20 protein-coding genes are annotated in these 22,542 nt (G+C 69.7%); 8 read left to right on the top strand and 12 right to left on the bottom strand.

Features of this window, described 5'->3' with window-relative positions; translation table 11 throughout:
* Positions 1-1,647: a DAK2 domain-containing protein gene (gene fakA, locus IEY81_RS15490; RefSeq protein ID WP_189119380.1), complete on the bottom strand. Its 1,647-nt coding sequence runs from the start codon at positions 1,645-1,647 to the stop codon at positions 1-3.
* Between the two features lie 236 nt (positions 1,648-1,883).
* Here fakA and IEY81_RS15495 point away from each other — a divergent pair, with 236 nt between their 5' ends.
* Positions 1,884-2,912 (top strand): class I SAM-dependent methyltransferase, encoded by a 1,029-nt coding sequence (locus IEY81_RS15495; RefSeq protein ID WP_189119381.1) that lies wholly within the window; start codon positions 1,884-1,886, stop codon positions 2,910-2,912.
* Between the two features lie 125 nt (positions 2,913-3,037).
* Positions 3,038-3,223, top strand: coding sequence for a 50S ribosomal protein L28 (gene rpmB / locus IEY81_RS15500; protein WP_008358326.1), 186 nt, complete (start codon positions 3,038-3,040; stop codon positions 3,221-3,223).
* Positions 3,224-3,401: 178 nt separating this feature from the next.
* Here the strand turns inward: rpmB and IEY81_RS15505 are convergent, their stop codons facing one another.
* Positions 3,402-4,358 (bottom strand): thiamine-phosphate kinase, encoded by a 957-nt coding sequence (locus tag IEY81_RS15505; RefSeq protein WP_189119382.1) that lies wholly within the window; start codon positions 4,356-4,358, stop codon positions 3,402-3,404.
* Between the two features lie 178 nt (positions 4,359-4,536).
* On the opposite strand from IEY81_RS15505, the gene IEY81_RS15510 reads away from it, so the two are divergent.
* Both IEY81_RS15510 and IEY81_RS15515 read left to right on the top strand, forming a co-directional pair.
* Positions 4,537-4,773 (top strand): Lrp/AsnC family transcriptional regulator, encoded by a 237-nt coding sequence (locus IEY81_RS15510; protein WP_179656947.1) that lies wholly within the window; start codon positions 4,537-4,539, stop codon positions 4,771-4,773.
* Positions 4,774-4,911: 138 nt separating this feature from the next.
* On the top strand, positions 4,912-5,868 hold the full coding sequence (locus tag IEY81_RS15515) for a D-alanine--D-alanine ligase family protein (RefSeq protein ID WP_189119383.1): 957 nt from the start codon (positions 4,912-4,914) through the stop codon (positions 5,866-5,868).
* 111 nt (positions 5,869-5,979) lie between these two features.
* Here IEY81_RS15515 and IEY81_RS15520 read toward each other — a convergent pair whose 3' ends face one another.
* The 4 genes from IEY81_RS15520 to IEY81_RS15535 form a co-directional block, all read right to left on the bottom strand.
* On the bottom strand, positions 5,980-6,957 hold the full coding sequence (locus tag IEY81_RS15520; RefSeq protein ID WP_189119384.1) for a type IV toxin-antitoxin system AbiEi family antitoxin domain-containing protein: 978 nt from the start codon (positions 6,955-6,957) through the stop codon (positions 5,980-5,982).
* Between the two features lie 252 nt (positions 6,958-7,209).
* On the bottom strand, positions 7,210-8,325 hold the full coding sequence (locus IEY81_RS15525) for a D-alanine--D-alanine ligase family protein (protein ID WP_189119385.1): 1,116 nt from the start codon (positions 8,323-8,325) through the stop codon (positions 7,210-7,212).
* Positions 8,326-8,345: 20 nt separating this feature from the next.
* A complete protein-coding gene (locus IEY81_RS15530) occupies positions 8,346-9,836 on the bottom strand; it encodes a UDP-N-acetylmuramoyl-tripeptide--D-alanyl-D-alanine ligase (protein WP_189119386.1) in 1,491 nt (496 codons plus the stop codon).
* Between the two features lie 23 nt (positions 9,837-9,859).
* Positions 9,860-10,597, bottom strand: coding sequence for an alpha/beta fold hydrolase (locus IEY81_RS15535; protein WP_189119387.1), 738 nt, complete (start codon positions 10,595-10,597; stop codon positions 9,860-9,862).
* A 74-nt stretch (positions 10,598-10,671) separates the two neighbouring features.
* Between IEY81_RS15535 and IEY81_RS15540 the strand changes: the two genes are divergently transcribed.
* Positions 10,672-11,739 carry a trans-sulfuration enzyme family protein gene (locus tag IEY81_RS15540; protein WP_189119388.1) on the top strand — a complete coding sequence of 356 codons (1,068 nt, stop codon included), beginning with the start codon at positions 10,672-10,674 and terminating at the stop codon, positions 11,737-11,739.
* Here IEY81_RS15540 and ggt read toward each other — a convergent pair.
* Complete coding sequence (gene ggt / locus IEY81_RS15545; RefSeq protein ID WP_229787901.1) at positions 11,736-13,499, bottom strand: gamma-glutamyltransferase; 1,764 nt, start codon at positions 13,497-13,499, stop codon at positions 11,736-11,738. The two genes, IEY81_RS15540 and ggt, sit on opposite strands and share 4 nt — an antisense overlap.
* Before the next feature lie 227 nt (positions 13,500-13,726).
* Between ggt and IEY81_RS15550 the strand changes: the two genes are divergently transcribed.
* Positions 13,727-15,418: a glycosyl hydrolase family 18 protein gene (locus tag IEY81_RS15550; protein WP_271188356.1), complete on the top strand. Its 1,692-nt coding sequence runs from the start codon at positions 13,727-13,729 to the stop codon at positions 15,416-15,418.
* Between the two features lie 60 nt (positions 15,419-15,478).
* Here the strand turns inward: IEY81_RS15550 and IEY81_RS15555 are convergent, their stop codons facing one another.
* Complete coding sequence (locus IEY81_RS15555; protein WP_189119390.1) at positions 15,479-16,483, bottom strand: NAD(P)H-dependent glycerol-3-phosphate dehydrogenase; 1,005 nt, start codon at positions 16,481-16,483, stop codon at positions 15,479-15,481.
* A gap of 8 nt (positions 16,484-16,491) precedes the next feature.
* On the bottom strand, positions 16,492-17,253 hold the full coding sequence (locus IEY81_RS15560) for a lysophospholipid acyltransferase family protein (RefSeq protein ID WP_189119391.1): 762 nt from the start codon (positions 17,251-17,253) through the stop codon (positions 16,492-16,494).
* 59 nt (positions 17,254-17,312) lie between these two features.
* Between IEY81_RS15560 and cofC the strand changes: the two genes are divergently transcribed.
* Entirely contained in the window at positions 17,313-17,954 is a 642-nt protein-coding gene (cofC, locus tag IEY81_RS15565) for a 2-phospho-L-lactate guanylyltransferase (protein WP_189119392.1), read from the top strand.
* On the opposite strand, the gene IEY81_RS15570 is transcribed toward cofC, so the two are convergent.
* Positions 17,951-18,850 (bottom strand): hypothetical protein, encoded by a 900-nt coding sequence (locus IEY81_RS15570; protein WP_189119393.1) that lies wholly within the window; start codon positions 18,848-18,850, stop codon positions 17,951-17,953. The genes cofC and IEY81_RS15570 overlap by 4 nt on opposite strands.
* Before the next feature lie 205 nt (positions 18,851-19,055).
* Between IEY81_RS15570 and IEY81_RS15575 the strand changes: the two genes are divergently transcribed.
* A complete protein-coding gene (locus IEY81_RS15575; RefSeq protein WP_189119394.1) occupies positions 19,056-20,195 on the top strand; it encodes a hypothetical protein in 1,140 nt (379 codons plus the stop codon).
* A gap of 198 nt (positions 20,196-20,393) precedes the next feature.
* On the opposite strand, the gene leuD is transcribed toward IEY81_RS15575, so the two are convergent.
* A complete protein-coding gene (leuD, locus tag IEY81_RS15580) occupies positions 20,394-20,999 on the bottom strand; it encodes a 3-isopropylmalate dehydratase small subunit (protein WP_189119395.1) in 606 nt (201 codons plus the stop codon).
* A gap of 19 nt (positions 21,000-21,018) precedes the next feature.
* A complete protein-coding gene (leuC, locus tag IEY81_RS15585; protein ID WP_189119396.1) occupies positions 21,019-22,431 on the bottom strand; it encodes a 3-isopropylmalate dehydratase large subunit in 1,413 nt (470 codons plus the stop codon).
* Positions 22,432-22,542 lie beyond the last annotated feature (111 nt).

Here is a 22,542-nt window from a genome sequence, read left to right on the forward strand (position 1 = left end):
CTACTCGACCGACATCAGGAGGGGGTAACGCTCCTGGCCTCCGTCGTACACCATCACATCAACGGCCGGGTGGTTGGCGGCCAGCCACGCCGCGACCGCCTGGGCGAGCTCGCCGGTGGGGTCCTCGAGACCGGAGACCAGCGTGACCAGCTCGCCACCGCCGCCGATGAGGCGGGCGAGGACGTAGGTCGCGCACGTCTCCAGGTCGGGGCCGACCTTGACGAAGTCTCCGTCGAGCACCCCGAGCGCGTCGCCCGGCATGCACGGCCCCGCCATGGTAATCGCTCGGGTGTTCGAGATGGTGACCGCGCCGTGCCGCGCGTGTCGCGCGGTGGCGGTCATCTCCAGGACGTCCTTGTCGAACTTCCGGCCCGGCTCGTGCACCGCGATCGCGGCCAGCCCCTGGACCTGGCTGCGGGTCGGGATCACCGCGACGTTGATGTCGAGGTCGTCCTCGGCGGTGCGGGCGGCGGCCTCGGCCGACTGGCGCGTCGGGGCGTCGTTGGGCAGCACGATCACCTCGGACGCACCGGAGGCGGTGATCGCCTCGAGGAGCTCGGAGGTCGTCGGCCGCCGGCGGGGCCCACCCTCGATGACGATCGCGCCGGCGCCACGGAAGAGCTCGGCCAGGCCGGGCCCGGCGGCGAAGGTGATCACCGCGCGGCCGCTGCGGTTGGCATGGCCGTGGGCCTGCCCGGCGATCTGCTCGGCGAAGTGGGTGACATGGATCCGGTGGGGCCGCCCGGCACTGATGCCGGCCTCGATGGCCGCGCCGACGTCGTCGACATGGACGTGCACGTTCCAGATGCCCTCGCCGCCGACGACCACCAGCGAGTCGCCCAGCGGCTGGAGCCGCTTGCGGAGGTCGGGAATGGCAGCGTCCTCGGCGTCGAGGAGGTACATCACCTCGTAGGAGGGACCGCCCGGCTCCAGCGCGTGACCGTCGCCGCCCGCCTCCGCGGCGGCCTGGATCGGGATCGGGATGTGCGGGCTGCCGGCAGCACGAGCCTGCGGGCTCGGCCGTCGGCCGGTCAGCGCGGTCTCGAAGGCGTCGAGGAGCACGCAGATCCCACGACCACCGGCGTCGACGACTCCGGCGGCGGACAGCGTGGGCAGCTGCTCCGGCGTACGCGCCAGGGCCTCGCGGGCTGCGGCCGCCGCTTCCGACATCGCATCGCGCGTGCGGGCCTTCTCGTCACCCTCGACGCAGGTCTCGGCCGCCCCCGCGGCGGCGCTGAGCACGCTGAGCATGGTGCCCTCCTGCGGGTCGCCCACCGCTGCGTACGCGGCGTTGGCGGCCTTGCGCAGGGCATCGGCGAAGACGGCGGCGGTGCGCTCGTCGTCGGCCGCCTGGACGAGGCGGCGCAGCAGGGCACCGATCATCTCGGCCAGGATCACGCCGGAGTTGCCGCGGGCGCCGAGCAGCGCCCCACGAGCGAAGGAGCGCAGGCCCTCGCGCCAGTCGGGTCCGGTGTATTCACGGAACCGGTCGCGGGCGGCGGCGATGGTCAGGTAGAGGTTGGTGCCGGTGTCGCTGTCAGGCACAGGGAAGACGTTGAGCGCGTCGATCTCCTCACGGTGCGACGCGAGCGCGTCGGTCGCCAGGTCGCCGAACCGGCGGAACAGATCGAGCTTGACCTCGGCCACGCGGCCCTCCCTCCTCCTCGACACCCACCATGCGCCAGACACCGTGACGGCGCACACACCTCCCGGTATCGCGGCCCCAAGGTTAGGCGGTGCCTGGGCACGGGGTAAACGAAGGGTGAACTAATGCCGGTACGCAGAAAAGACACGTCCGAGTAACAGGTTCTGCCGCGTCGTGCCCACCTCGGTGACGATCCATCCCTAGTGTGGAGACCTCCCTACGCCCGAAGGACTCCCGGATGTCGATCCCGACCCCGACCCCGCGCGCCAGGCGCGTCGCCGAAATCTTCGACTTCTCCGCCGGCCGCGGCCTGGAGATCGGCCCGCTGCACATGCCGCTGGTCCCCCGTGACGCCGCCGACGTCGCCTATCTCGACCTCTACGACCGCGACCGGCTCTACGAGACGCACCAGATCAACCCGAACATCAGCCGCGACTCCATCCCCGAGATCGACTATCCGATGTGGGACGGCACCCGGATGCGTACGCTCGAGGAGGCTGCCAAGGAGGGTGCGCCGTTCGACTGGGCACTGGCCAGCCACGTCGTCGAGCACGTACCCGACCTGGTCGGCTGGCTGGGGCAGGTCGAGTCCGTCATCGCGCCGGACGGTGCGCTGGTCCTGGTCGTGCCCGACCGCCGCTACACCTTCGACGCCCACCGTCCGCCGACGACGATGGGCCAGATCCTGCAGGCCCACGAGGATCGACACACGGTGCCGTCCGTGCGCGCGGTCTACGACCACCACCGCAGCGCCGTCGTCGCCGATCCCAAGCGGCTGCACCAGCGCGGGCCCAGCGAGGCCGAGACGTGCGTCCACGACCTCGGCTACACCCGGAGCCAGGTCGAGCGGGCGCGGCAGGGGGAGTACGTCGACTGCCACGTGTGGACCTACACCGACCGCTCGTTCCCCGAGATCATCGCCGAGCTGCGCCGCCTCGGGCTGACCGGCTGGTCGGTGGAGACGCTGCTGCCGGTGCAGGGGAACGACATCGAGTTCTACGTCGTGCTCCGCCGCGGCCTCTCCCACGACCTCCCCGCCACCCCTGCTCTGCCCGACTGGGTCGAGCAGGGTCTCGAGCTGCGCGAGGAGGTCATCCGGCTCCGCGAGGTCGTCGCCGACCAGCGCTGCCGGCTGGGCTCACAGCGCAAACAGCTGGCCGGGCAGCGAGCCGCGATGGACGATCTGAGAGGATCGAAGCGGTGGAAGCTCGCCACCGCTCTGGCGGCTCCGCTGGACAGATGGCGGGATCGCCGCGCCGACGGGTGACGATTTCGTCGGTAACAGCCGGACGGGCTACGCTTGTTCGGTTGTCTCGGCAGGGCAGCCGTTCATCGCGCCCGCCAGCATCATCTATTCGACCTCGATCATCTATTCAACCTCAGGAGTTCACGGTGGCTGCCGTCTGCGACATCTGCGACAAGAAGCCGGGCTTCGGCAACAACCGGCCGTGGTCCAAGAAGGCGACCAAGCGCCGCTTCGACCCCAACATCCAGCGCGTCCGCGCCGTCATCAACGGCACCCCGAAGCGCATGAATGTCTGCACGACCTGCATCAAGGCCGGCAAGGTCGCCCGCTGAACCAAAGCACGAAGGGCCCCGCGGCAGCGCGAAAGCGCTGAGCGGGGCCCTTCTGCTTTGGCCCGGTGGAGCCGACTCGGCGCAAACGGACCGGAACGAAGTGAGGACCGGATTGCGCCGCGTCGGCGTAAGCCCGACGCAAGCCGGACCGAGCAAGCAGACCCGGACACGGCAGATCTCAGAAGTGCGTCCACCCCGCCGGTCCCTCATAGATCTCCCCGTCGACCGTGACCGGCACGTCACCGGGCTCCCCGATGGTCCCGATCACCGTCCACCCCTCCGGCAGCTCCACATCCGGCGGGAACGCCGCGAGCAGGGAGTGATCCTCTCCCCCACCGAGCACGAAGGCGAGCGCATCAGCCCCGGTCGCCGAGGCGACCGCGTTGAGCTCGTCGGGGACGGTCAACGCCGAGGTGTGCACGTCGATGGAGACCTCGGATGCCTCGGCGATGTGCCGGGCCTCGGCGAGCAGCCCGTCGGAGACGTCGATGAGCGCGGACGCACCGGCGGCCGCGGCGGCGGGGCCTGCTGCGTACGGGGGCTGGGGCCGACGGTAGGCGTCGACCAGCACCCGCGGTGACCGGAACCCACGCTTGAGGATCGCCAGGCCCGCGGCAGCCCATCCCTGGCGCCCGCAGAGGGCGAGTACGTCGCCGGGCTCCGCCCCAGAGCGCAGCACCGGCGCCTGGGCGACCGCGCCGATGGCGGTCACCGAGATGACGATCTGGTCGGCGCCGGTGACGTCACCGCCCACGACCGAGGCACCCACGAGCGCACACTCCGCCGCGAACCCCTCCGCGAAATCGACCGCCCACTCGGCCGGCAGGTCCGAGGGCACCGCGATCCCGAGCGTCATCGAGTGCGCGACGCCACCCATCGCGGCGATGTCGGCGAGGTTCTGCCCGGCCGCCCGGTGGCCGATGTGGGAGGCCTCGGCCCAGTCGCGGCGGAAGTGCCGCCCTTCGACGAGCAGGTCGGTCGAGACCACCACATGTCCCTGCTTGACCCGCAGCAGCGCGGCGTCGTCACCAGGCCCGACCAGCACCTGCTCCCCCTGAGCGAAGTGCTTGGTCATCTCGGTGATCAGCCCGAACTCGCCCACGTCGGCGAGTGTCGTGTCCCTCGGAAAAGCCATGACACCATCCAACCCTCCTCACGATGCGCCGAGATACCGGGACACGCATGACGCCGTCTCTGCTCGCGTCGCGCCGGTCGTCTTATCCGCAGGGTCGGTGTAGGTCGAGCGATAGATAACGCGATAGGTTACTGGCCTGACGTTGTGCCAGGAAGGCACGGAGAACAGGAGCAGCACCATGGTCGTACAGGCTTACATCCTCATCCAGACCGACGTCGGCAAGGCCGCTGAGGTCGCCACCGAGATCGGCAAGATCCAGGGCGTGACCCTGGCTGAGGACGTCACCGGTCCGTACGACGTGATCGTGCGCGCGGAGGCCCGCAACGTCGACGAGCTCGGCAAGCTGGTCGTGGCCCGGGTCCAGAACCTCGAGGGCATCACCCGCACGCTCACCTGCCCGGTCGTGCACATCTGAGTTCCGAGCCTTGTCCGGAGCTTGCTCCGGACAAACGCGAGGAGGTCGACCGAGCGCGCGGCTGAGCTTGCGAAGCCGCGACTGCGGGTCGAGACCCACGTTTCCAGTAACTCTTCCGCCGTCTGTTAGAACGAACCCATGAGCACACCTCCTCTGTCCGGGCCCGTCGCCGTCATCGCCGGCGGGCTGAGCCACGAGCGCGACGTGTCGCTGGCCTCCGGCCGCAACCTCGTGCGCGAGCTGTCGGCGCTGGGCGTGGAGGTGGCTGCGTACGACTTCGACCGGGCGCTGCTGCACAACCTCGAGCGCGACAAGGCGGTCGTGGCGCTGCCGGCGCTGCACGGCCAGTTCGGTGAGGACGGCGAGATCCAGACGCTCCTGGAGCTGATCGGGATCCCCTACGTCGGCACCGTCTCCGCCTCCTGCCGCGTCGCCTTCGACAAGGCCGCTGCCCGGGAGCTGCTGCGTCGCGGGGGCATCCCGGTGCCGGAGTCGGTCTCGCTCTCGTCGACGACGTTCCGCGACGTCGGCGCGCCGGTGCTGATGGAGCACGTCATCTCGCGGATGGGTGAGCGGGTCGTGGTCAAGCCCTCGCGCGGCGGCTCCGCGCTAGGCGTCACCGGCGTCGACGGCCTCTCCGCCCTCCCCGCCGCCCTGGTCAAGACCTACGCCTACTGCGACGAGGCGCTCATCGAGCGCTTCTACGCCGGCATCGACGTCTCCGTGGTGGTCCACGAGACCGACGACGGCCCCAAGCCGCTCACCCCCATCGCCATCGACTTCACCAAGGGCCACGAGTTCGACTTCGCGGCGCGCTACACCGCCGAGTTCGTCGGCTTCAGCCGCCCCGACCTCCCCGACTCCCTCCTCGCCGAGCTCGGCGAGACCGCCGTACGCGCCCACCAGATCCTCGGCATGCGCGACATCTCCCGCACGGACTTCATGGTCACCCCCGACGGCAGCTTCGTCGTCCTCGAGGTCGCCATCACCCCCGGCGCCACCGAGACCAGCGTCTTCCCCTTCGCCGCCAAGCACGACGGCACCTCGATGGGCGAGGTCACCCTCGCTCTGCTCAAGCGCGCGCTTGGTCGTTAGGGGTCGGGGGTCGCGTGGGATACCCGGTCGACCGGGTATCCCTGGACATGACGGGCACTGAAACACCCATCAAGTCCACGAAGTGCCCGTCATGTGCCGACAATCGTCCCATCATGCGGACGGCAGGAGCCAGCGTGCCGCTGCGGAGCGCGAGAACGCAGCGCGGATCTTGGCCGCGACCCACTCCGGCCGGGCCAGGTCGGCCCAGGTCAGTCGAATACAGCGCCATCCGGTGAGGTCTTCGATCATCTCTTGCCGCTGCTTCTCCCTCAGCACGACATCAGTGACCGACTCGCCCTCACGCAGCAGCTCCTGATACTTCACGCGGCCGTCGAACTCGACCCACACACCGAGATCGGGCCATGCGAAGTCCAAGCGCGCAACGACACGGCCGGACGGATCGCGCACCTCGTACTGCGGACAGGGCATCGGCAGTGACTGAGCAAAGCAGAGGTGGAACACGCGTCCTTCGGCCACGGACTCGAGGCGGCCATCGGCCAGGCGGAGCACCAGGTCGGTGGTCAGCGTCTGTGGCCAGCGGTCCATCGCACCGCTGTAGCGCTGCACCAGCTGCTCCATCGTGACCAGCCTGCGGTGGAGGAGGCAGCTGGCGAGGACGATCCCGACCTCTAGCGTCGCCATGGTGGTGACCTCGAGCAGCGCTCTCGCCGGAGAGGTCACGTCGACATCGCCGATGCGGACGACGTCGCCCTCGGCCAGGCGACCGCGGTGTTGTTGTATGCCGGCCTCCTTCCTTCCGCTTCGTCCGTCGCGTCGGGTCAGGTGCAGATTGCGGAGGTCGAGCCCCCAGGTCGGGATCGGGTCCGGGTAGAGGGCGATCTCGGAGGCGTGTGAGACCACGACCTCGGTCTTGGCTTGCTTCACAGCTGCGCGTGCCCGCACCGCATGCTTCGAGCGCTCGTCGAGCGAAGCGAATGGCGCTGCGTTCACATAGGCGCCGCGGCGGGCGCGTGTCCACTGGCCCGAGCGGACCGCTCGGAGGATCGCGGCGTCGTCATAGCCGGTCGCGAGCAGCTCGCGCCGGAGGCGGATGGGCATGAGGCGTACGTCATCGGGTTCAAGGTTCATGTCCGCCACCCTGACGTCGACCTCGGACGGTTTTCCCGTGCTCGGAGCTAGCTGTGGATATCTCGGACTTCAACCGACCCTGTGGAGAGCTATCGGCCCAGCACCAGCGTCATCGCCCGTCGACGTGACCGCGATGTGAGACGTTCCGAGCGACGTGACGGGCACTTCTCGGACTTGATGGGTGTTCCAGTGCCCGTCATGTCCAGGGATACCCGGTCGACCGGGTATCCCACACCGCCCGACCCGCGCCCGTCAGCTCAGCCCAGTGAGCTTCCCGGCGATCCCGCCGGCAGCCTTGAGGGCGACGCCCTCCTCGAAGTTCCGGGTGACCTGGGGGATGTGCTTCTCGGCCTCGGCGATGGCGCTGGTGAGGACCTCGGAGGCGGGGGTGTCGGGCCAGAGGTAGAGCGAGAGGGCGCCGGGGATGGAGTTGACCTCGTTGATGAAGACCTCGCCCTTGCCGTCGGAGAGGAAGTCGATGCGGAGGATGCCGGTCAGGCCGGTGAGCTCGACGACGCGTACGGCCAGGTCCTTGATCTGCTTGGTGACCGACTCCTCGACCTGCGCGGGGAACTCGCGCGGGGAGGAGGAGAGGCCGTCGGTGTGGACGTACTTGGCGGAGTAGTCGTACATCTTCGCCTCGTCGGAGCGCAGCGGGCGCTCGACGTCGGAGACGGCGACCTCGGGGGCGGTGCGGACCGAGGCGTTGAGGTCGAAGAGGTCGGGGCGGTAGGGCTCGACGACCGCGCCGGCGCGCAGGTGGGGCGAGGTGTTGAGGAGCGCGAGGCCGGTCTCGTAGTCGTCGACGACCTCGATGCCGATCGAGGAGCCGCCGAAACGCGGCTTGACGATGTAGGGGCCCTCGAAGGACGGCGCGGCGTAGCGGGAGAGGAGCTCGCGCTGGAGCGAGGGCAGGCCGGCGTTGAGCATGACCGCACCGAAGGCGAGCTTGTCCATGCCGAGCGCGGCGGCGGCCGGAGTGGCGCCGGTGGCCTTCAGACCGGCCAGCTCGAAGAGCCACTGGATGCCGCCGGCCTCGCCCGCGCCGCCGTGGAAGGCGGAGAGGATCGGGCCGGTCTCGAGGCGCTTGCCGCCGCCGAAGCCGCCGACGGTGTAGAAGCCGTCGCCCTTGTCGGTGCCGAGGCGGAACTCGACCGCCTTGGAGCCCTTCGGCTCGCCACCCAGGAAGTCACGCGCCTCCTGCTTGGCGGGCACCAGGAACCACTTGTCGGAGCGCGCCCAGTAGAGGCAGGTGACCTCGACGCCGGCACCGGAGAGGACCCGCTCGGCCTGCAGACCGGTGAGGATCGAGATGTCGTGCTCGGCGCTGGGCCCGCCGAAGACGATGGTGGCCTTGGTAACGCTCATGGTGAAAGCTCCTGGGGGTCCTACGCGTAGTGATCTGGGAGGTCGTTCTCGTAAAGCACCACGTCGCCCTCCTTGGCCGCGGTCAGAGCATGATCCGCTGCCGCCTTGCGGCTGTCGAACTCGTGGGTGCGCGCCGTCTCCCCCGCACGCAGCGCTTTTCGGTTGGTGCGACCGACGATGCACAGCTGCATCTTGTCGGAGGCCGTGGCAGCCTGCGCGAACTCCATGTTGCGCGCGGCCTGCTCGTTGCCCAGTTCGACCATACCGGGCGTGATGGTCCAGACGGTGCCCGACTCCCCTGCCAGCCGCTTGGCCTTGGCGAGGGCGGCGGCGGCGCCGGTCGGGTTGGAGTTGAAGGTGTCGTCGACCACCCAGACGCCGCCGGGGGTCTTGTTGGCCTCGGCGCGGTGCGGCGTGCCGGGGATCGACCCGAGCCGCTGGGTGATCGTCTCGACCGGTACGTCGACGGCGAGCGCCAGACCCACGGCGATCGCCACGTTGATCGGGTGGCCGACCTCGTCGGGGAGCTCGATGGCGTACGTCTCCTCGCCGAGCCGCAGCTGCCCGTCGGCGACCACGACCTCGGCGGGCGTGCCCGGCACGGCGGAGCAGGCGATCACGCGCTTGCTGGCGCGGAGGTTCTCGGCGATGAGGGCGAGCTCGGGCACGTCGATGTTGAGCACCACGGTCGAGGCCTTCGGAAGGATCTCCGACTTCGCCGTCACGATCGTCGCGCGCGACTTCATCCGCTCCAGGTGGGCCTCGCCGATCGTGGTGATCGCGGCGACCTCGGGCGGGAAGATCTCGGTCAGCTCGGCGATCTCGCCGGGGCCGTACGTACCCATCTCGGCGACGAAGATGTCGGTGCCGGGCTGGAGCCGGTCGTTGACCGCGCGGGAGAGGCCCATCGCGTTGTTGAAGCTCGCCGGCGAGGCCAGCGTCGACCAGCGCCCCTGCATCAGGTGGGTGGCGTAGTTCTTGGTCGACGTCTTGCCGTAGGAGCCGGTGATCGCGACGATCTTCGGGTTGACGCGCTTGATGGTGGCGGCGGCCTGCACCTGCCACTTCTTCGCCATCGCCCTCTCGACCGGCCACATGATCGCCAGGGCAGCCTCGGCGAGCGGTACGGCGAGGATCGGCAGCAGGCCGGCCGCGGCCGGGACGATCAGCGCGATCAGCAGGGTGACGATCACGTGCAGCACCAGGAGCACGCCGGCCAGGCGCTTGACGCGGTCGGTCCACACCAGCCGCTTGGCGCCGGTGAAGCTCATCCCCACCGGCCAGCCGACGAACAGCAGCGCACCCACGAGAGCGCCGTAGGGCAGCACGAAGGCGGCGAGGCAGACCACGATCACCGCGCCGAGCAGGATCGCCTCCACCGGACGGGCCTTGACCCAGATCCACTCGATCGCGAACAGCCGCGTCGGCTCGTAGTGCTCACGCTGAGCCACGCGCAGCCAGCGATAGTAAGACAGCAGGGTCAGCGCGGAGGTGACCAAAACGATCCACATGCTTGTTATTCAGCCCCTCAGTTTCAGAACGTACGCAGTTCGTCGATGGAGCCTCGCAGGCTCTTGACCAGCCCGGCATCGAGCAGGTGCGCCGATCCGGGCACGATCTCCAGGGTCGCGTTCTCCCCCAGGATCTCCATGGCCTCACCGGGCATCCAGACCGGCGCGGCCGTGTCGTTCTCACCCCAGACCAGACGGACCGGGAGGTTCTTCGGGATCGCCGCCAGCTGGTCGGCATAGGACTCGTTGACGACCTTCACGAAGATGTCGCGGATGATGCCTTTGGCGTTGCGGTAGTCGGCCGAGCCGTACTTCTCCCGCAGCGCTTCCATCCTGGCGTCCGGGATCAGCCCCTTGCCGTGGAGCCAGCGGCCGAACCGATAAGCGGGCTTGGGCTTGCCGCCGGTCTTCGGGCGGAACAGCGGTACGCCGGTGAGGACGATGCCGCGGACGAGCTCGGGACGGCTGGCGGCGAGCTGGACGGCGACCCGGCCGCCGAAGCTGTGACCGACGAGCACGGGGCGGTCGAGGTCCTCGAGGATCCGAGCCAGCCACTCGGCGTACTCCTTGCTTCCCCATGCCTCATCAGGCGCCGGGGTCGCACCGAAACCGGGCTGGTCGAGCGCGAGCGCGTCCAGCCCCTCGAGCGTCGAACCCCAGTCGCTGCGGTTGCGCGCCCAGCCATGCAGGGCCACGACGGTGGCGGCATTCTTGCCGTGCTTCTCACCGAAGGCACGTCCATCCAGCAGGGTCGTCAACACGGCCGCAACCTTATCCGGGACCATGCCCTGACCCGTAACCGCGCATCATCTCAGCACCAGCATAGGCTCGAGGCATGGATCACAAGCCCGCCACGATCGCCGTCCAAGCCGGGCGGCCGGCCCACGAGCCCGACCAGCCGCTCAACGTACCGATCACGATGGCCTCGACCTACGTGGCCGGCGGTGACAAGGAGTACGGGCGCTACACCAACGACTCCTGGGTGGCGTTCGAGGAGGTGCTCGGCAAGCTCGAGGGCGGCAAGGCGCTGTCGTTCGCCTCCGGGCTCGCCGCGATCGCGACGCTGCTCGACCTCGTCAACGACTCGGTGGTCGTGGCGACCGAGCAGAGCTACCTCGGCACCATCGGTCAGCTCGCGGACCTCGAGGCGCGCGGGCGGCTGACCGCCCGGCTCACCGACTTCTCCGACACCGACGGGGTCGTGAAGCTGCTGAAGAAGCTCGACGGCGAGGTCGCGCTGGTCTGGATCGAGACGCCGACCAACCCGGGCATGCAGGTCGCCGACCTCCCCGCGATCATCGAGGCCGCCCACGAAGCCGGCGCTCGCGTCGTGGTCGACAACACCTTCGCCACGCCGATGCTGCAGCAACCGCTCTCGCTCGGCGCCGACATCGTCATCCACTCGGCCACCAAGTTCATCGCCGGCCACTCCGACGTCCTCATGGGTGCGCTCGTCGTCTCCGACGAGGCGCTGTGGGACGTGCTCAAGGCCCGCCGCGACCTCCTCGGCGCGATCCCCGGCCCGTTCGAGGCGTGGCTGGCGCTGCGCGGGCTGCGTACGCTGCCGCTGCGCGTCGAGCGCTCCGCCGCCAACGCCGCGGCCCTGGCCGAGCGCTTCGCCGCCCACCCGGCGGTCGAGGAGGTCCGCTACCCCGGCTTCGGCGGGATGCTGGCGGTCGTCCTCCCCACCGCCGAGCAGGCCGACCTGCTCACCCACTCCACCTCGCTCTGGGTCAACGCGACCTCGCTGGGCGGGGTCGAGTCCACCTTCGAGCGGCGCCGCCGATGGAAGACCGAGTCGGCCACCGTCCCCGACGGGCTGGTCCGGTTGTCGGTGGGCGTGGAGGACGTCGACGACCTCTGGGACGACCTCGTCCAGGCGCTCGACCGCCTCGTCGGCTAGTCGAGCGGCCTGACCACCATCGCCGACCCACCGCCACGACGCCACGGCTCGGCCGTCGAGGTCAGCAGCCCACCGGGGCCGATCTCGATCGCGGTGGCCGCGCCGAGCTCGGCGGTGGCGGCGAAGCCGTGCCCCAGCTCGGTCAGCGGCCCTCCGTACGCCTCGATGAACGCCGGCTCCGCGCCGGTGCTCGCAGCGTTGCGCTGAGAGGCTCGCGGAGCCGCCATCGCCTCCGGCAGGGTGCGGTCGCGGGCGAGCCGGTCGACGAGGATCTGGAGCACGGTGGTGATGATCGTCGAACCGCCGGGCGAGCCGACCGCCAGCACCGGGCGGCCGTCGGAGAGCACGATCGTGGGCGACATCGAGCTGCGAGGGCGCTTGTTCGGCTCGATCCGGTTGGGGTCGTCGGCGCGGTAGGTCGTCGAGAAGTCGGTGAGCTCGTTGTTGAGGAGGAATCCACGACCCGGGACGGTGATCCCGGATCCACCGGTCTGCTCGATGGTCAGGGTGTATTCGACGACGTCACCCCAGCGGTCGACCACGGTCAGGTTGGTCGTCTCCAGGTTCTCGGTGTCCCGCGCCGTCTCGCCGGCGCCGGATGCGTTGTCGCAGACCCCGTCGTAGTCGTACGCGTCCTCGGCCGCCACCGGCTTCGGCTGCGCCGACTCCGCATCGAGGGTGCACGCCCGCTCAGTGGCGAAGGTGTCATCCAGCAGGGCCTCGACGGGCACCTCGACGTGGTCGGCATCGCCCAGATAGGCGCCGCGGTCGGCGAAGGCGATCGCGCTCGCCTCGAGCATGTGGTGGTATGCCTGGGGGTCGCTCATCGCCGCCAGGTCGTAGCGCTCCAAGATGTTGAGCGCCTCGCCCACGGAGGTGCCTCCGGAGGACGGCGGGGCCATCCCGTAGACGTCCAGGTCGCGGTAGGTCGAGCGGGTCGGCTCGCGGTCCGGTGCGGTGTAGCCGGCGAGGTCCTCGGTGGTCACCCAGCCGGCCGGAACCGGCAGGTCGGTGTCCTCGTTCTTCGGGGGCTGGACGACCGTCGCGGCGATCTCCGCGGCGAGCGGGCCGCGGTAGAAGGCCTTCACACCGTTGCGTCCGAGCAGGTCGTATGTCGCCGCGAGGTCGGGGTTGCGGAACCTGCTGCCGACCTCGGGCGCAGATCCTCCCGGAAGGAATAGTTCCGCTGTGGAATCGATCGCTGCGAAACGTTCTGCGTTGTCGACGGTCTGCTGGCGGAACGTCTCGTCGACGACGAACCCCTTGCGGGCGAGCCGGGCAGCCGGACGAAGCGACTGGGCGAGCGAGCGAGTGCCCCACGTCCGCAGCGCCTTGTCCCAGGTCAGCGGCGTTCCGGGCACTCCGACCGAGGCGCCGCTGGTGACCATGTCCGGGAAGAACGGGTACTCCTCCCCCGTCTCCGGGTCGATGAACGCGTCGTGCGGCATGGCGGCCGGCGCCTTCTCCCGACCGTCGATCGTCTCGACCTCGCCGGTGCGTGCGGAGTAGTGCACGAAGAAGCCTCCTCCGCCGATCCCGGCCGAGTAGGGCTCGGTGACGCCGAGCGCGGCAGCCGTGGCCACGGCCGCATCGGTTGCATTGCCGCCCTTGCGCAGCACCTCCAGCCCCACCCGGCTCGCGTCGGCGTCGACGCTGGCCACTGCCCCTCCGTAGCCCACGGCGGTGGGCACCTTCGGCGGTGGCGAGTGCCGGTGGCCCGGGGCGGCGGTCGCCCCGGCGTACGGGACCAGAGTGGCCAACGCGAGCGCGCCTCCGGCCAGCGTGGCAACGACTGCAGAACGGCATCCGAGCATGGCGGTCTCCCAGGATCGACGGCTCTCCGAACGTACTACTTCCGCTCCCACCTCGAATTACGTTCTGAAATTCCTTAATTAGTAAGGGTTGCTTACAAATAACGGGGCTGCCACCATCGAATGGCGATCGGGCGACTCGAGCCCGAGCAAGCCATCACCTCGGAGGTGTCCCCATGCATGTCGCCTTGCCCCGTTCCTCCCGGAGATCCCCACAAAGATCTCCACGAAGAACCCAGCGCAGATCACGCCGCACAGCCGGCCTCTTCGTCGGTGCGCTCGCCGGAGCACTCGCCCTCACCGGCACGCTCGCCCTCACCAGCCCGTCCAACGCCTCGCTGCAGACCGCCGCCGCGGAGCCGACCGCGATCAACGGCTACCGCAACGTCGGCTACTTCGTGCAGTGGGGCGTCTACGGCCGCGCGTTCAAGCTCAAACAGCTCGAGACGTCCGGCGTCGCCGACGACCTCACCCACCTCAACTACGCGTTCGGCAACATCCACCACCAGTCGCTGACCTGCTTCGAGGCCAACAAGGCGCAGGGCGACGGCCCCAACGGATCCGACGGCGCCGGTGACGCCTACGCCGACTACGGGATGGCGTACGCAGCCGGTGACTCCGTCTCCGGCACGGCCGACACCTGGGACCAGCCCCTGGCCGGCTCCTTCAACCAGCTCAAGCAGCTCAAGGCGAAGCACCCCGACCTGAAGGTCATGCTCTCCTTGGGCGGCTGGACCTGGTCGAAGAACTTCTCCCTGGCCGCGGCCACCCCGGAGTCGCGCCGCACGTTCGTCTCCTCCTGCATCGACCTCTACATCAAGGGCAACCTGCCGGTGATCGACGGCCGCGGAGGGGCCGGCGCGGCCGCCGGTGTCTTCGACGGCTTCGACATCGACTGGGAGTGGCCGGGCTCGCCGAACGGCAACGCCGGCAACCACGTCGACCCGGAGAACGACCGCGCCAACTTCAAGGCGCTGCTGGCCGAGTTCCGCTCGCAGCTCGACGCGCTCGGCTCCACCACCGGCAAGGACTACCAGCTCTCGGCCTTCCTGCCGGCCAACCCCGAGGACATCGAGGCCGGTGGCTGGAACGACCCGGCGATCTTCGACAGCCTCGACTTCGGCAACATCCAGGGCTACGACCTGTGGGGAGCCTGGGACCCGACGCTGACCGGCCACCAGGGCAACCTCTACGCCGACCCGGCCGACCCGCGCCCCGACGGCAAGCGGTTCAGCGTCGACGAGTCGGTGCGCGAGTACATCGACGCCGGCGTCTCACCGGCCCAGCTCGGCCTGGGCATGGCTGCGTACGGCCGCGGCTGGCAGGGTGCGACCTCCGCCGAGCCGTGGGGTCCCGCCACGGCCGCGGCGCCGGGCACCTACGAGGCCGGCAACGAGGACTACGACAAGCTCAAGACCCGCGGCACCGACCAATACGACGCCGAGACCGGCGCGGCCTGGCGCTACGACGGCAACCAGTGGTGGAGCTACGACAACACCCGGACGATCGCCCAGAAGGCGGCGTACGCCATCGACAAGGGCCTCGGCGGCGGCATGTGGTGGGAGCTGTCGGGTGACCGCCAGGGCGAGCTGATCGGCACCTTCGCCGACGCCATGCGCGACGGCAGCGGCGGCCCGGTCGAGGAGCCCGACCCGACCGACCCGCCCACCGAGGACCCCACGGACCCGCCCACCGAGGACCCGACCGACCCGCCGAACGACGCGGCCGCGTGGTCGGCGAGCACGGTGTACGTCGCCGGTGACCGCGTCACCTACGGCGGCCACCTGTGGGAGGCCAAGTGGTGGACCCAGGGCAACACCCCTGGCACCGAGGAGTGGGGTCCCTGGAAGGACCTTGGCTCCGTCTGAGGCGCTAGAAACAGCGAGACGGCCCCGGAGCGATCGCTCCGGGGCCGTCTCGCGTCGGATCTACTCGGTCTCGGCCTTCGTCGGTCGCTCGAGCATCTCGTCCATGATGTCGGTGACGGTCTTGGCCCCGGAGACGACGTCGTCGACGTAGTGCGCCAGGGGCGCGTCCACCCCGACCTTCGCGGCGAGCTCGCGCAGCGAGTGGGAGGACTTGGCACCCTCGGCGACCTGGTGGCTGGAGGCGAGGATGTCGGCGGTGGTCATGCCCTGACCGAGCTTCTCGCCGAACGTACGGTTGCGCGAGAGCGGCGACGAGCAGGTCGCGGCCAGGTCGCCGAGGCCGGCCAGGCCCATCAGCGTGATCGGGTTGGCGCCGAGCTTCATCGCCAGCCGCGCGGTCTCGGCCAGACCGCGGGTGATCAGCGATGCCTGGGTGTTGTCGCCGAAGCCCAGCCCGGCAGCCATCCCGGTCGAGATCGCGACCACGTTCTTGTAGGCGCCACCGATCTCGCAGCCGACGACGTCGGTCGAGGTGTAGGGACGGAAGGCGGGCGAGTGCACGCGCGCCTGGATCGTCTTGGCGACCTCCTCGTCGGCGCAGGCCACCACACCGGCGGCCGGCTCGCGCCGGATGATCTCCTTGGACAGGTTGGGACCGCTGACGACGGCGATCCGGTCCGGTCCCGCACCGGTCACGTGCGCGATGACCTCGCTCATCCGCTCCAGGGTGCCGAGCTCGACCCCCTTCATCAGCGAGACGAGCGGCACGTCCTTCGGCAGGAACGGCGCCCAGTCGGTGAGGTTCTTGCGCAGCGTCTGCGACGGCGCCGCGAGCACGACCAGCTCGGCTCCGTACGCGGCCTTCTCGATGTCGTGGGTGGCGGTGATGTTGTGCGGCAGCTCGGTGCCCGGGTGATAGTCGGGGTTCTCGTGGGTGTCGTTGATCGCGGCCGCGACCTCCTCACGCCGAGCCCACATGGTCACGTCGTTGCCGGCATCGGCGAGAATGACCGAGAAGGCGGTGCCCCACGAGCCCGCTCCGAAGACCGCTACCTTGCCACTCACGCGCTCGCTCAATTGCTGTCCTTCTTGCTCTTCTTGGGGTCGCCGGTCTCGTTGATACCGGCCTTCTTCGGGTCGAAGAGCTCGCTGGGCGGCTCCTCCTCCCGGATGTCCGCCACCAGGCCGACGATCGCCTTCATGATGCGGTCGGTCGCCTCGTTGACGACCGCGACCGAGTGGTCCTGGACCTCGAGGTCCTTCAGGTCCACCGGATCGCCGATCTTCATCTGGATCATCTTGCGGCCGACCAGGTTGGGCTTGAGAGAGTACGCCGGGAGGAGCTCCTGGGCTCCCCACTGTCCCACCGGGTAGACCGGGGCGCCGGTCGCGAGCGCGATCCGGGCAGCGCCGGACTTGCCGCGCATCGGCCAGCCGGTCGGGTCCTTGGTGATCGACCCCTCGACGTAGACGACCACGAGGCTGCCCTCGTTGACCGCCTTGACGGCCTCATCGAAGGCGGCCGCACCGGCCTTGCGGTCGACCGGGATCTGACCGGCGGCGCGCAGGAACTTCCCCAGCGCACCCTTGAAGAGCCCGGCCTTGGCCAGGTAGCTCGGTCGTCGGCCGTAGTCCCAGACGATGTGCGCCGCGGTGAACGGGTCGATCTCGGAGACATGGTTGAGCGCGATCACCGCTCCCCCGCTCTCCGGGATCTTCTCGCCGCCCTCCCACTGGTGCTTGGTGGTCGCGAGAAGCACTGGCTTCACGATGCCGACCGCCACGACCCAGGCCCAGCCGAGCCGACCCTCTTGGAACTTCCGGTACTTACCCACGCACGCAGGCTACCGGGCCCTCTCCGCGGCGTTGGGAGATACCTGTCAGGATCTACCCGATGCCCGCACCTGCACCCGGTTACGTCGTACTGCTGCCCGTCAAGCCTCCGGCGCGCGGCAAGTCGCGGCTGGTCGGGATCGAGTCGCACGAACGCGCCGATCTGGCCCGCTCGTTCGCCCTCGACACCGCTGAGTCCTGCCTGGCCGCCTCCGGCGTCGGTGCGGTCCTGGTGATCACCGACGACTCCTTCTTCGCCGCCGACGTCGCGCGCCTCGGCGCCGCCGTCATCCCCGACGGCGTCAGCGGCGATCTCAACGCGACGCTGGTCCAAGGCTCGCTCGAGGCCCGCCGCCGCTGGCCGGAGCTCCGCCCCGCTGCGCTGTGCGGTGACCTGCCGGCCCTGCGCTCGGCCGACCTGGACGCGGCGCTGACCGCCGCGAGCGGCCACCCGGCTGCGTACGTGGAGGACGCGGCGGGTGGTGGCACCACCCTCTACACCGCGCCCCACGACCTCTTCAGCCCGTCCTTCGGCCCCGGCTCCGCGGCGGCCCATCGCGAAGGAGGCGCCCACCCCCTGGCCGGCGAACTCCACTCGCTGCGCCACGACGTCGACACCCTCGAGGACCTGGCGGCCGTACGCGGCCTGGGCCTCGGCCCCCGCACCACCCTCGCCTCGGTCCGCGTCGGCACTCCCGGCTAGGAGTCGCTCGCCGGCTTCTCCGCAGCACCCTCACTCGAGCTCGAGCCCGCAGCACCGGAGGTTGAGCCTGTCGAAGCCCCCGTGGCCGGAGCCTTCTTCGCCGGAGCCTTCTTCGCAGTCGTCGTCTTCTTAGCGGCGCTGGTCTTCTTAGCCGCCGGCGCCTTCTTCGCAGCGCCCGCACCGGAGGTCGAGCCTGTCGAGACCCCCTCAGCCGAAGCCGTCGTCGTCGAAGCGGTCTTCTTCGCGGCCGGCGTCGTCTTCTTCGCAGCCGTCGTATTCTTCGCGGTGGACGTCTTCTTCGCCGCGGTCTTCTTCGCCGCAGCCGAGGTCTTCTTCGCCGCAGGAGTCTTCTTCGCAGCGGGCTTCGCCGCCTCGTCCGCACCGGAGGTCGAGCTTGTCGAGACCCCCTCAGCCGAGGCGTCCTTGGCCGGAGCCTTCTTCGCCGGAGTCTTCTTCGCGGTCGCCGTCTTCTTCGCCGCGGTCGTCTTCTTCGCGGCAGCCGTCTTCTTCGCCGCCGTCTTCGCCGCCTCGTCCGCACCGGAGGTCGAGCTTGTCGAGACCCCCTTGGCAGGAGCCTTCTTCACCGCGGTCTTCTTCGCGGTGGCCTTCTTCGCGGTGGTCTTCTTCGCAGCCGGAGCCTTCTTCGCAACAGGCTTCTCGGACGAGACGACCTCGTCAGCCGCTGCCGTCTTGTCAACAGCTGTCTTCTCAGCAGCCGGCTTCGCCGAAGCAGGCTTGGACTTGGCCTTCTCGGTGGTCACCTTCGCCGCGGTCTCCGGCTCAGCCGACTCAGCAGAGCCCTTGCGACCCGGCCGCGGCACCTTGACCTTCCCAACCGCGGGAACCTTGACCTTGCCGGTCACCACGTCGGCCACGAGCTTGCCCGTGCCCTTCACCGCGCCGACTAATTTTCCGGCCTGTTTACTCGCGTCAGCTACTCGTTTTCTCACCACACGATCGACCATAGGCCATGCCAGCACATCGAGGACGTACCAACAGGATGTGAAACGGACTGTTCACCTGATCGCTCCTGTCCGGGATGCTCGCCCGCACCTACCGTGGAGAGACTCACGCCACGAGAGAGGTACGACCATCACCGACGTGCACCCCGACGAGCAGCCCGCGACGAGGCATCGACCCGAGACCCTCTTCTCGGTCGGCGTCGCCCTCGCCCTGATCGCGTCCGTCGCCTGGCTGGCCGCCCACACGACCCGGCTCGCGGAGAGCCGCGCGGACGCCGACGTCGCCACCCCCGCACCGCCCGCTCCGACGGTGCACAACAGCACACCCGCCATCCCGGCCACGTACGCCGACCTCCCCCTCGGCCCGGCGACGACCCTCCCGTTCGTCGACCTCGCCGGCCGGCTCCGGCTCGGCGCCGCCCCGCAGCCGGTCCACGGCTCCCGGATGAGCATGGCGGGGTGGACGGTGCTGATGTACGAGCGGGCCGCACACCCCGGCCCGGTGTGGATCGCTCGACGCGGATCGACCGTCCAGGTCCCGGGACTGTGGACGCAGCCGGTGCTGAGCAAGGACGGCAGTCGGCTCTTCGCCCTGCAGGAGACCGGCAAGGACACCTCCGCGCTGATCGCCGTGGACACCGTCTCCGGCAAGGAGGTCGACCGGCGCGCTCTCGACGGCGCTCCGTCCGCCACCGCGCTCCTCGGCACCGACCGCCGCCGCGTCTACTTCCGCACCATGCCGAGCAGCGGCCGTCTCACCTCGTCCCTGCCACCGGTGGTCGCCTGGGACCCCGGCCGCAGCAGCCAGCGGATCTCGCTGCCGCTCGACCACCAGCAGCTGAGCCCGTTGCGCCGCGGCGCACTCCTCCACAACCCCGGCGATGCCGAGGCCCGCTTCGCCGCCCTCGAGGCAGACGGCAGCCTCGCCCAACCCGGCGTGCGTACGCCCCTGCCCGGTACGGTCGCCGACTCCCCCGACGGCTCGGTCGTCGCCGTCGCCGGTGATCCCGACGACCCGGACGCGTCCGATCCCGCCGCCGAACGCGGGTTCGCCGTCGACATGAGCACGTCCGACCTGGTCGACCTTCGCATCCCCATGTCCGTCGAGACGGTGCACGTAGCCGGCTTCGAGTCCGACCGCAGCCTCGTCCTCCACACCTCGAGCGCCGCCGATTCCTGGTATCTGCGCTGCTGGGTCGACACCGGCTCCTGCGACCGCATCACCGGCTCCTCCCGCACCCCCGAAGGCCACCAGATCCGCATCCCCGGCCTCCCTTGACAGCCCTCCCCTGCCGAGGCGTCACCCCGGTCGGCCGAAGCGTCACCCCGGTCGGCCGAGAAGTCAGCTACGCCGGTCGAGGCGTCACATGGGTGACGTCTCGACCGGCGTAAGTGACGTCTCGACCTGCGGGGGTGACGTCTCGGCCGACCTGACCGACCTCTCGGCCGGGGGCCGGGGCCGGGCTAGGGCCAGAGATCAGGCGTGCTGGGTGACCGGCTTGAAGGAGGGCCGGGTGGCCTCGTACGCCGCGATGTCCTCGTCGTGGGACAGCGTGATGCCGATGTCGTCGAGGCCCTCGAGCAGGCGCCAGCGGGTGTAGTCGTCGATGTCGAAGGAGTCCTCGATGGCGTCGGCGCCCTCACCGGCGCGGACGGTGCGCGACTCGAGGTCGACGGTGACGTGCGCGCCGGGGTTGTCGTCGAGGTAGTCCCAGAGGCGCTGGACGACCTTCTCGTCGACCTTCGCCGCGAGCAGCCCGGCCTTGCCGGAGTTGCCGCGGAAGATGTCGCCGAAGCGGCTCGAGATGACGACCCGGAAGCCGTAGTCCATCAGCGCCCAGACGGCGTGCTCACGCGAGGAGCCGGTGCCGAAGTCGGGGCCGGCGACGAGCACGGAGGCCCCGGCGTACGCCTCGTTGTTGAGGACGAAGGTCGGGTCGTTGCGCCAGGCGGCGAAGAGGCCGTCCTCGAAGCCGGTGCGGGTGACCCGCTTGAGGTAGACGGCAGGGATGATCTGGTCGGTGTCGACGTTGCTGCGGCGCAGCGGGACGCCGACGCCGGAGTGGGTGGTGAACTTGTCCATGGTGCTCAGTCGCTCCGTATCAGGCGTTGGCGAGAGTCAGGTCGGCGGGCGAGGAGAGGGTGCCGCGTACGGCGGTGGCGGCGGCCACCTCCGGCGAGACCAGGTGGGTGCGACCACCCTTGCCCTGGCGGCCCTCGAAGTTGCGGTTGGACGTGGAGGCCGACCGCTCGCCGGGGGCGAGCGTGTCGGGGTTCATGCCCAGGCACATCGAGCAGCCCGCACCGCGCCACTCGGCTCCGGCGTCGAGGAAGATCTTGTGGAGACCCTCCTCCTCGGCCTGGAGGCGTACCTTCGCCGAGCCCGGCACGACCAGGAAGCGGGTGCCGTCGGCGACGCGGTGACCCTGGATGATGTCCGCGGCCGTACGCAGGTCCTCCATGCGCCCGTTGGTGCAGGAGCCCAGGAAGACGGTGTCGATGTGCACCTCGCGCATCGGGGTGCCGGCCTCGAGACCCATGTAGGTCAGCGCCTTCTCGGCGGCGAGCTTCGCGTCAGGGTCCTCGAAGTCCTCGGGGCTCGGGACGGAGGCGCCCAGCGGGACGCCCTGGCCCGGGTTGGTGCCCCAGGTGACGAACGGGGTGACCTCGTCGGCGTCGATCACGATCTCCTTGTCGAAGACCGCGTCCTCGTCGGTGACCAGCGACTTCCAGTGCGCGACGGCCTGGTCCCACTCGGCGCCCTTGGGTGCCTCGGGCTTGTCCTGGATGTAGGCGAAGGTGGTCTCGTCGGGGGCGATCATGCCGGCCTTGGCGCCCCACTCGATCGACATGTTGCAGATCGTCATCCGGGCCTCCATGGAGAGCGCACGGATCGCCTCACCGCGATACTCCACGATGTAGCCCTGACCGCCACCGGTGCCGGTCTTGGAGATCAGCGTCAGGATCAGGTCCTTGGCGCTGACGCCCTCGGGCAGGGTGCCGTTGACGGTGACGGCCATCGTCTTGGGCTTGTCCTGCATCAACGTCTGGGTGGCCAGCACGTGCTCGACCTCGGAGGTGCCGATGCCGAACGCGATGGCACCGAACGCGCCGTGCGTGGACGTGTGGGAGTCACCGCAGACGATGGTCATGCCCGGCTGGGTGAGACCCAGCTGGGGACCGACCACGTGCACGATGCCCTGCTCGGCGTCGCCGAGGGGGTGGAGACGTACGCCGAACTCCTCGGTGTTCTTGCGCAGCGTCTCGACCTGCGTGCGGCTGACCGGGTCGGCGATCGGCTTGTCCCAGTCGACGGTGGGGACGTTGTGGTCCTCGGTGGCGATGGTGAGGTCGGGGCGGCGCACCTTGCGACCGGCCAGGCGCAGGCCGTCGAAGGCCTGCGGACTCGTCACCTCGTGGATGAGGTGAAGGTCGATGTAGAGGAGATCCGGCTCTCCTGCGGTCGACCGGACGACATGCTCGTCCCACACCTTCTCCGACAAGGTCCTGCCCATGACACGTTCTCCATCTGGCATCTTGGTCTGTAGTGGCCAGCGGCGGGTGTTTCCGCGTATGAACGCGGTGTCAGATCCGCCACTTCCAGTCTGCTTCTACGACCCTAACGT

The sequence above is a fragment of the Nocardioides luteus genome (genome assembly GCF_014648595.1).
Classification (GTDB): domain Bacteria; phylum Actinomycetota; class Actinomycetes; order Propionibacteriales; family Nocardioidaceae; genus Nocardioides; species Nocardioides luteus.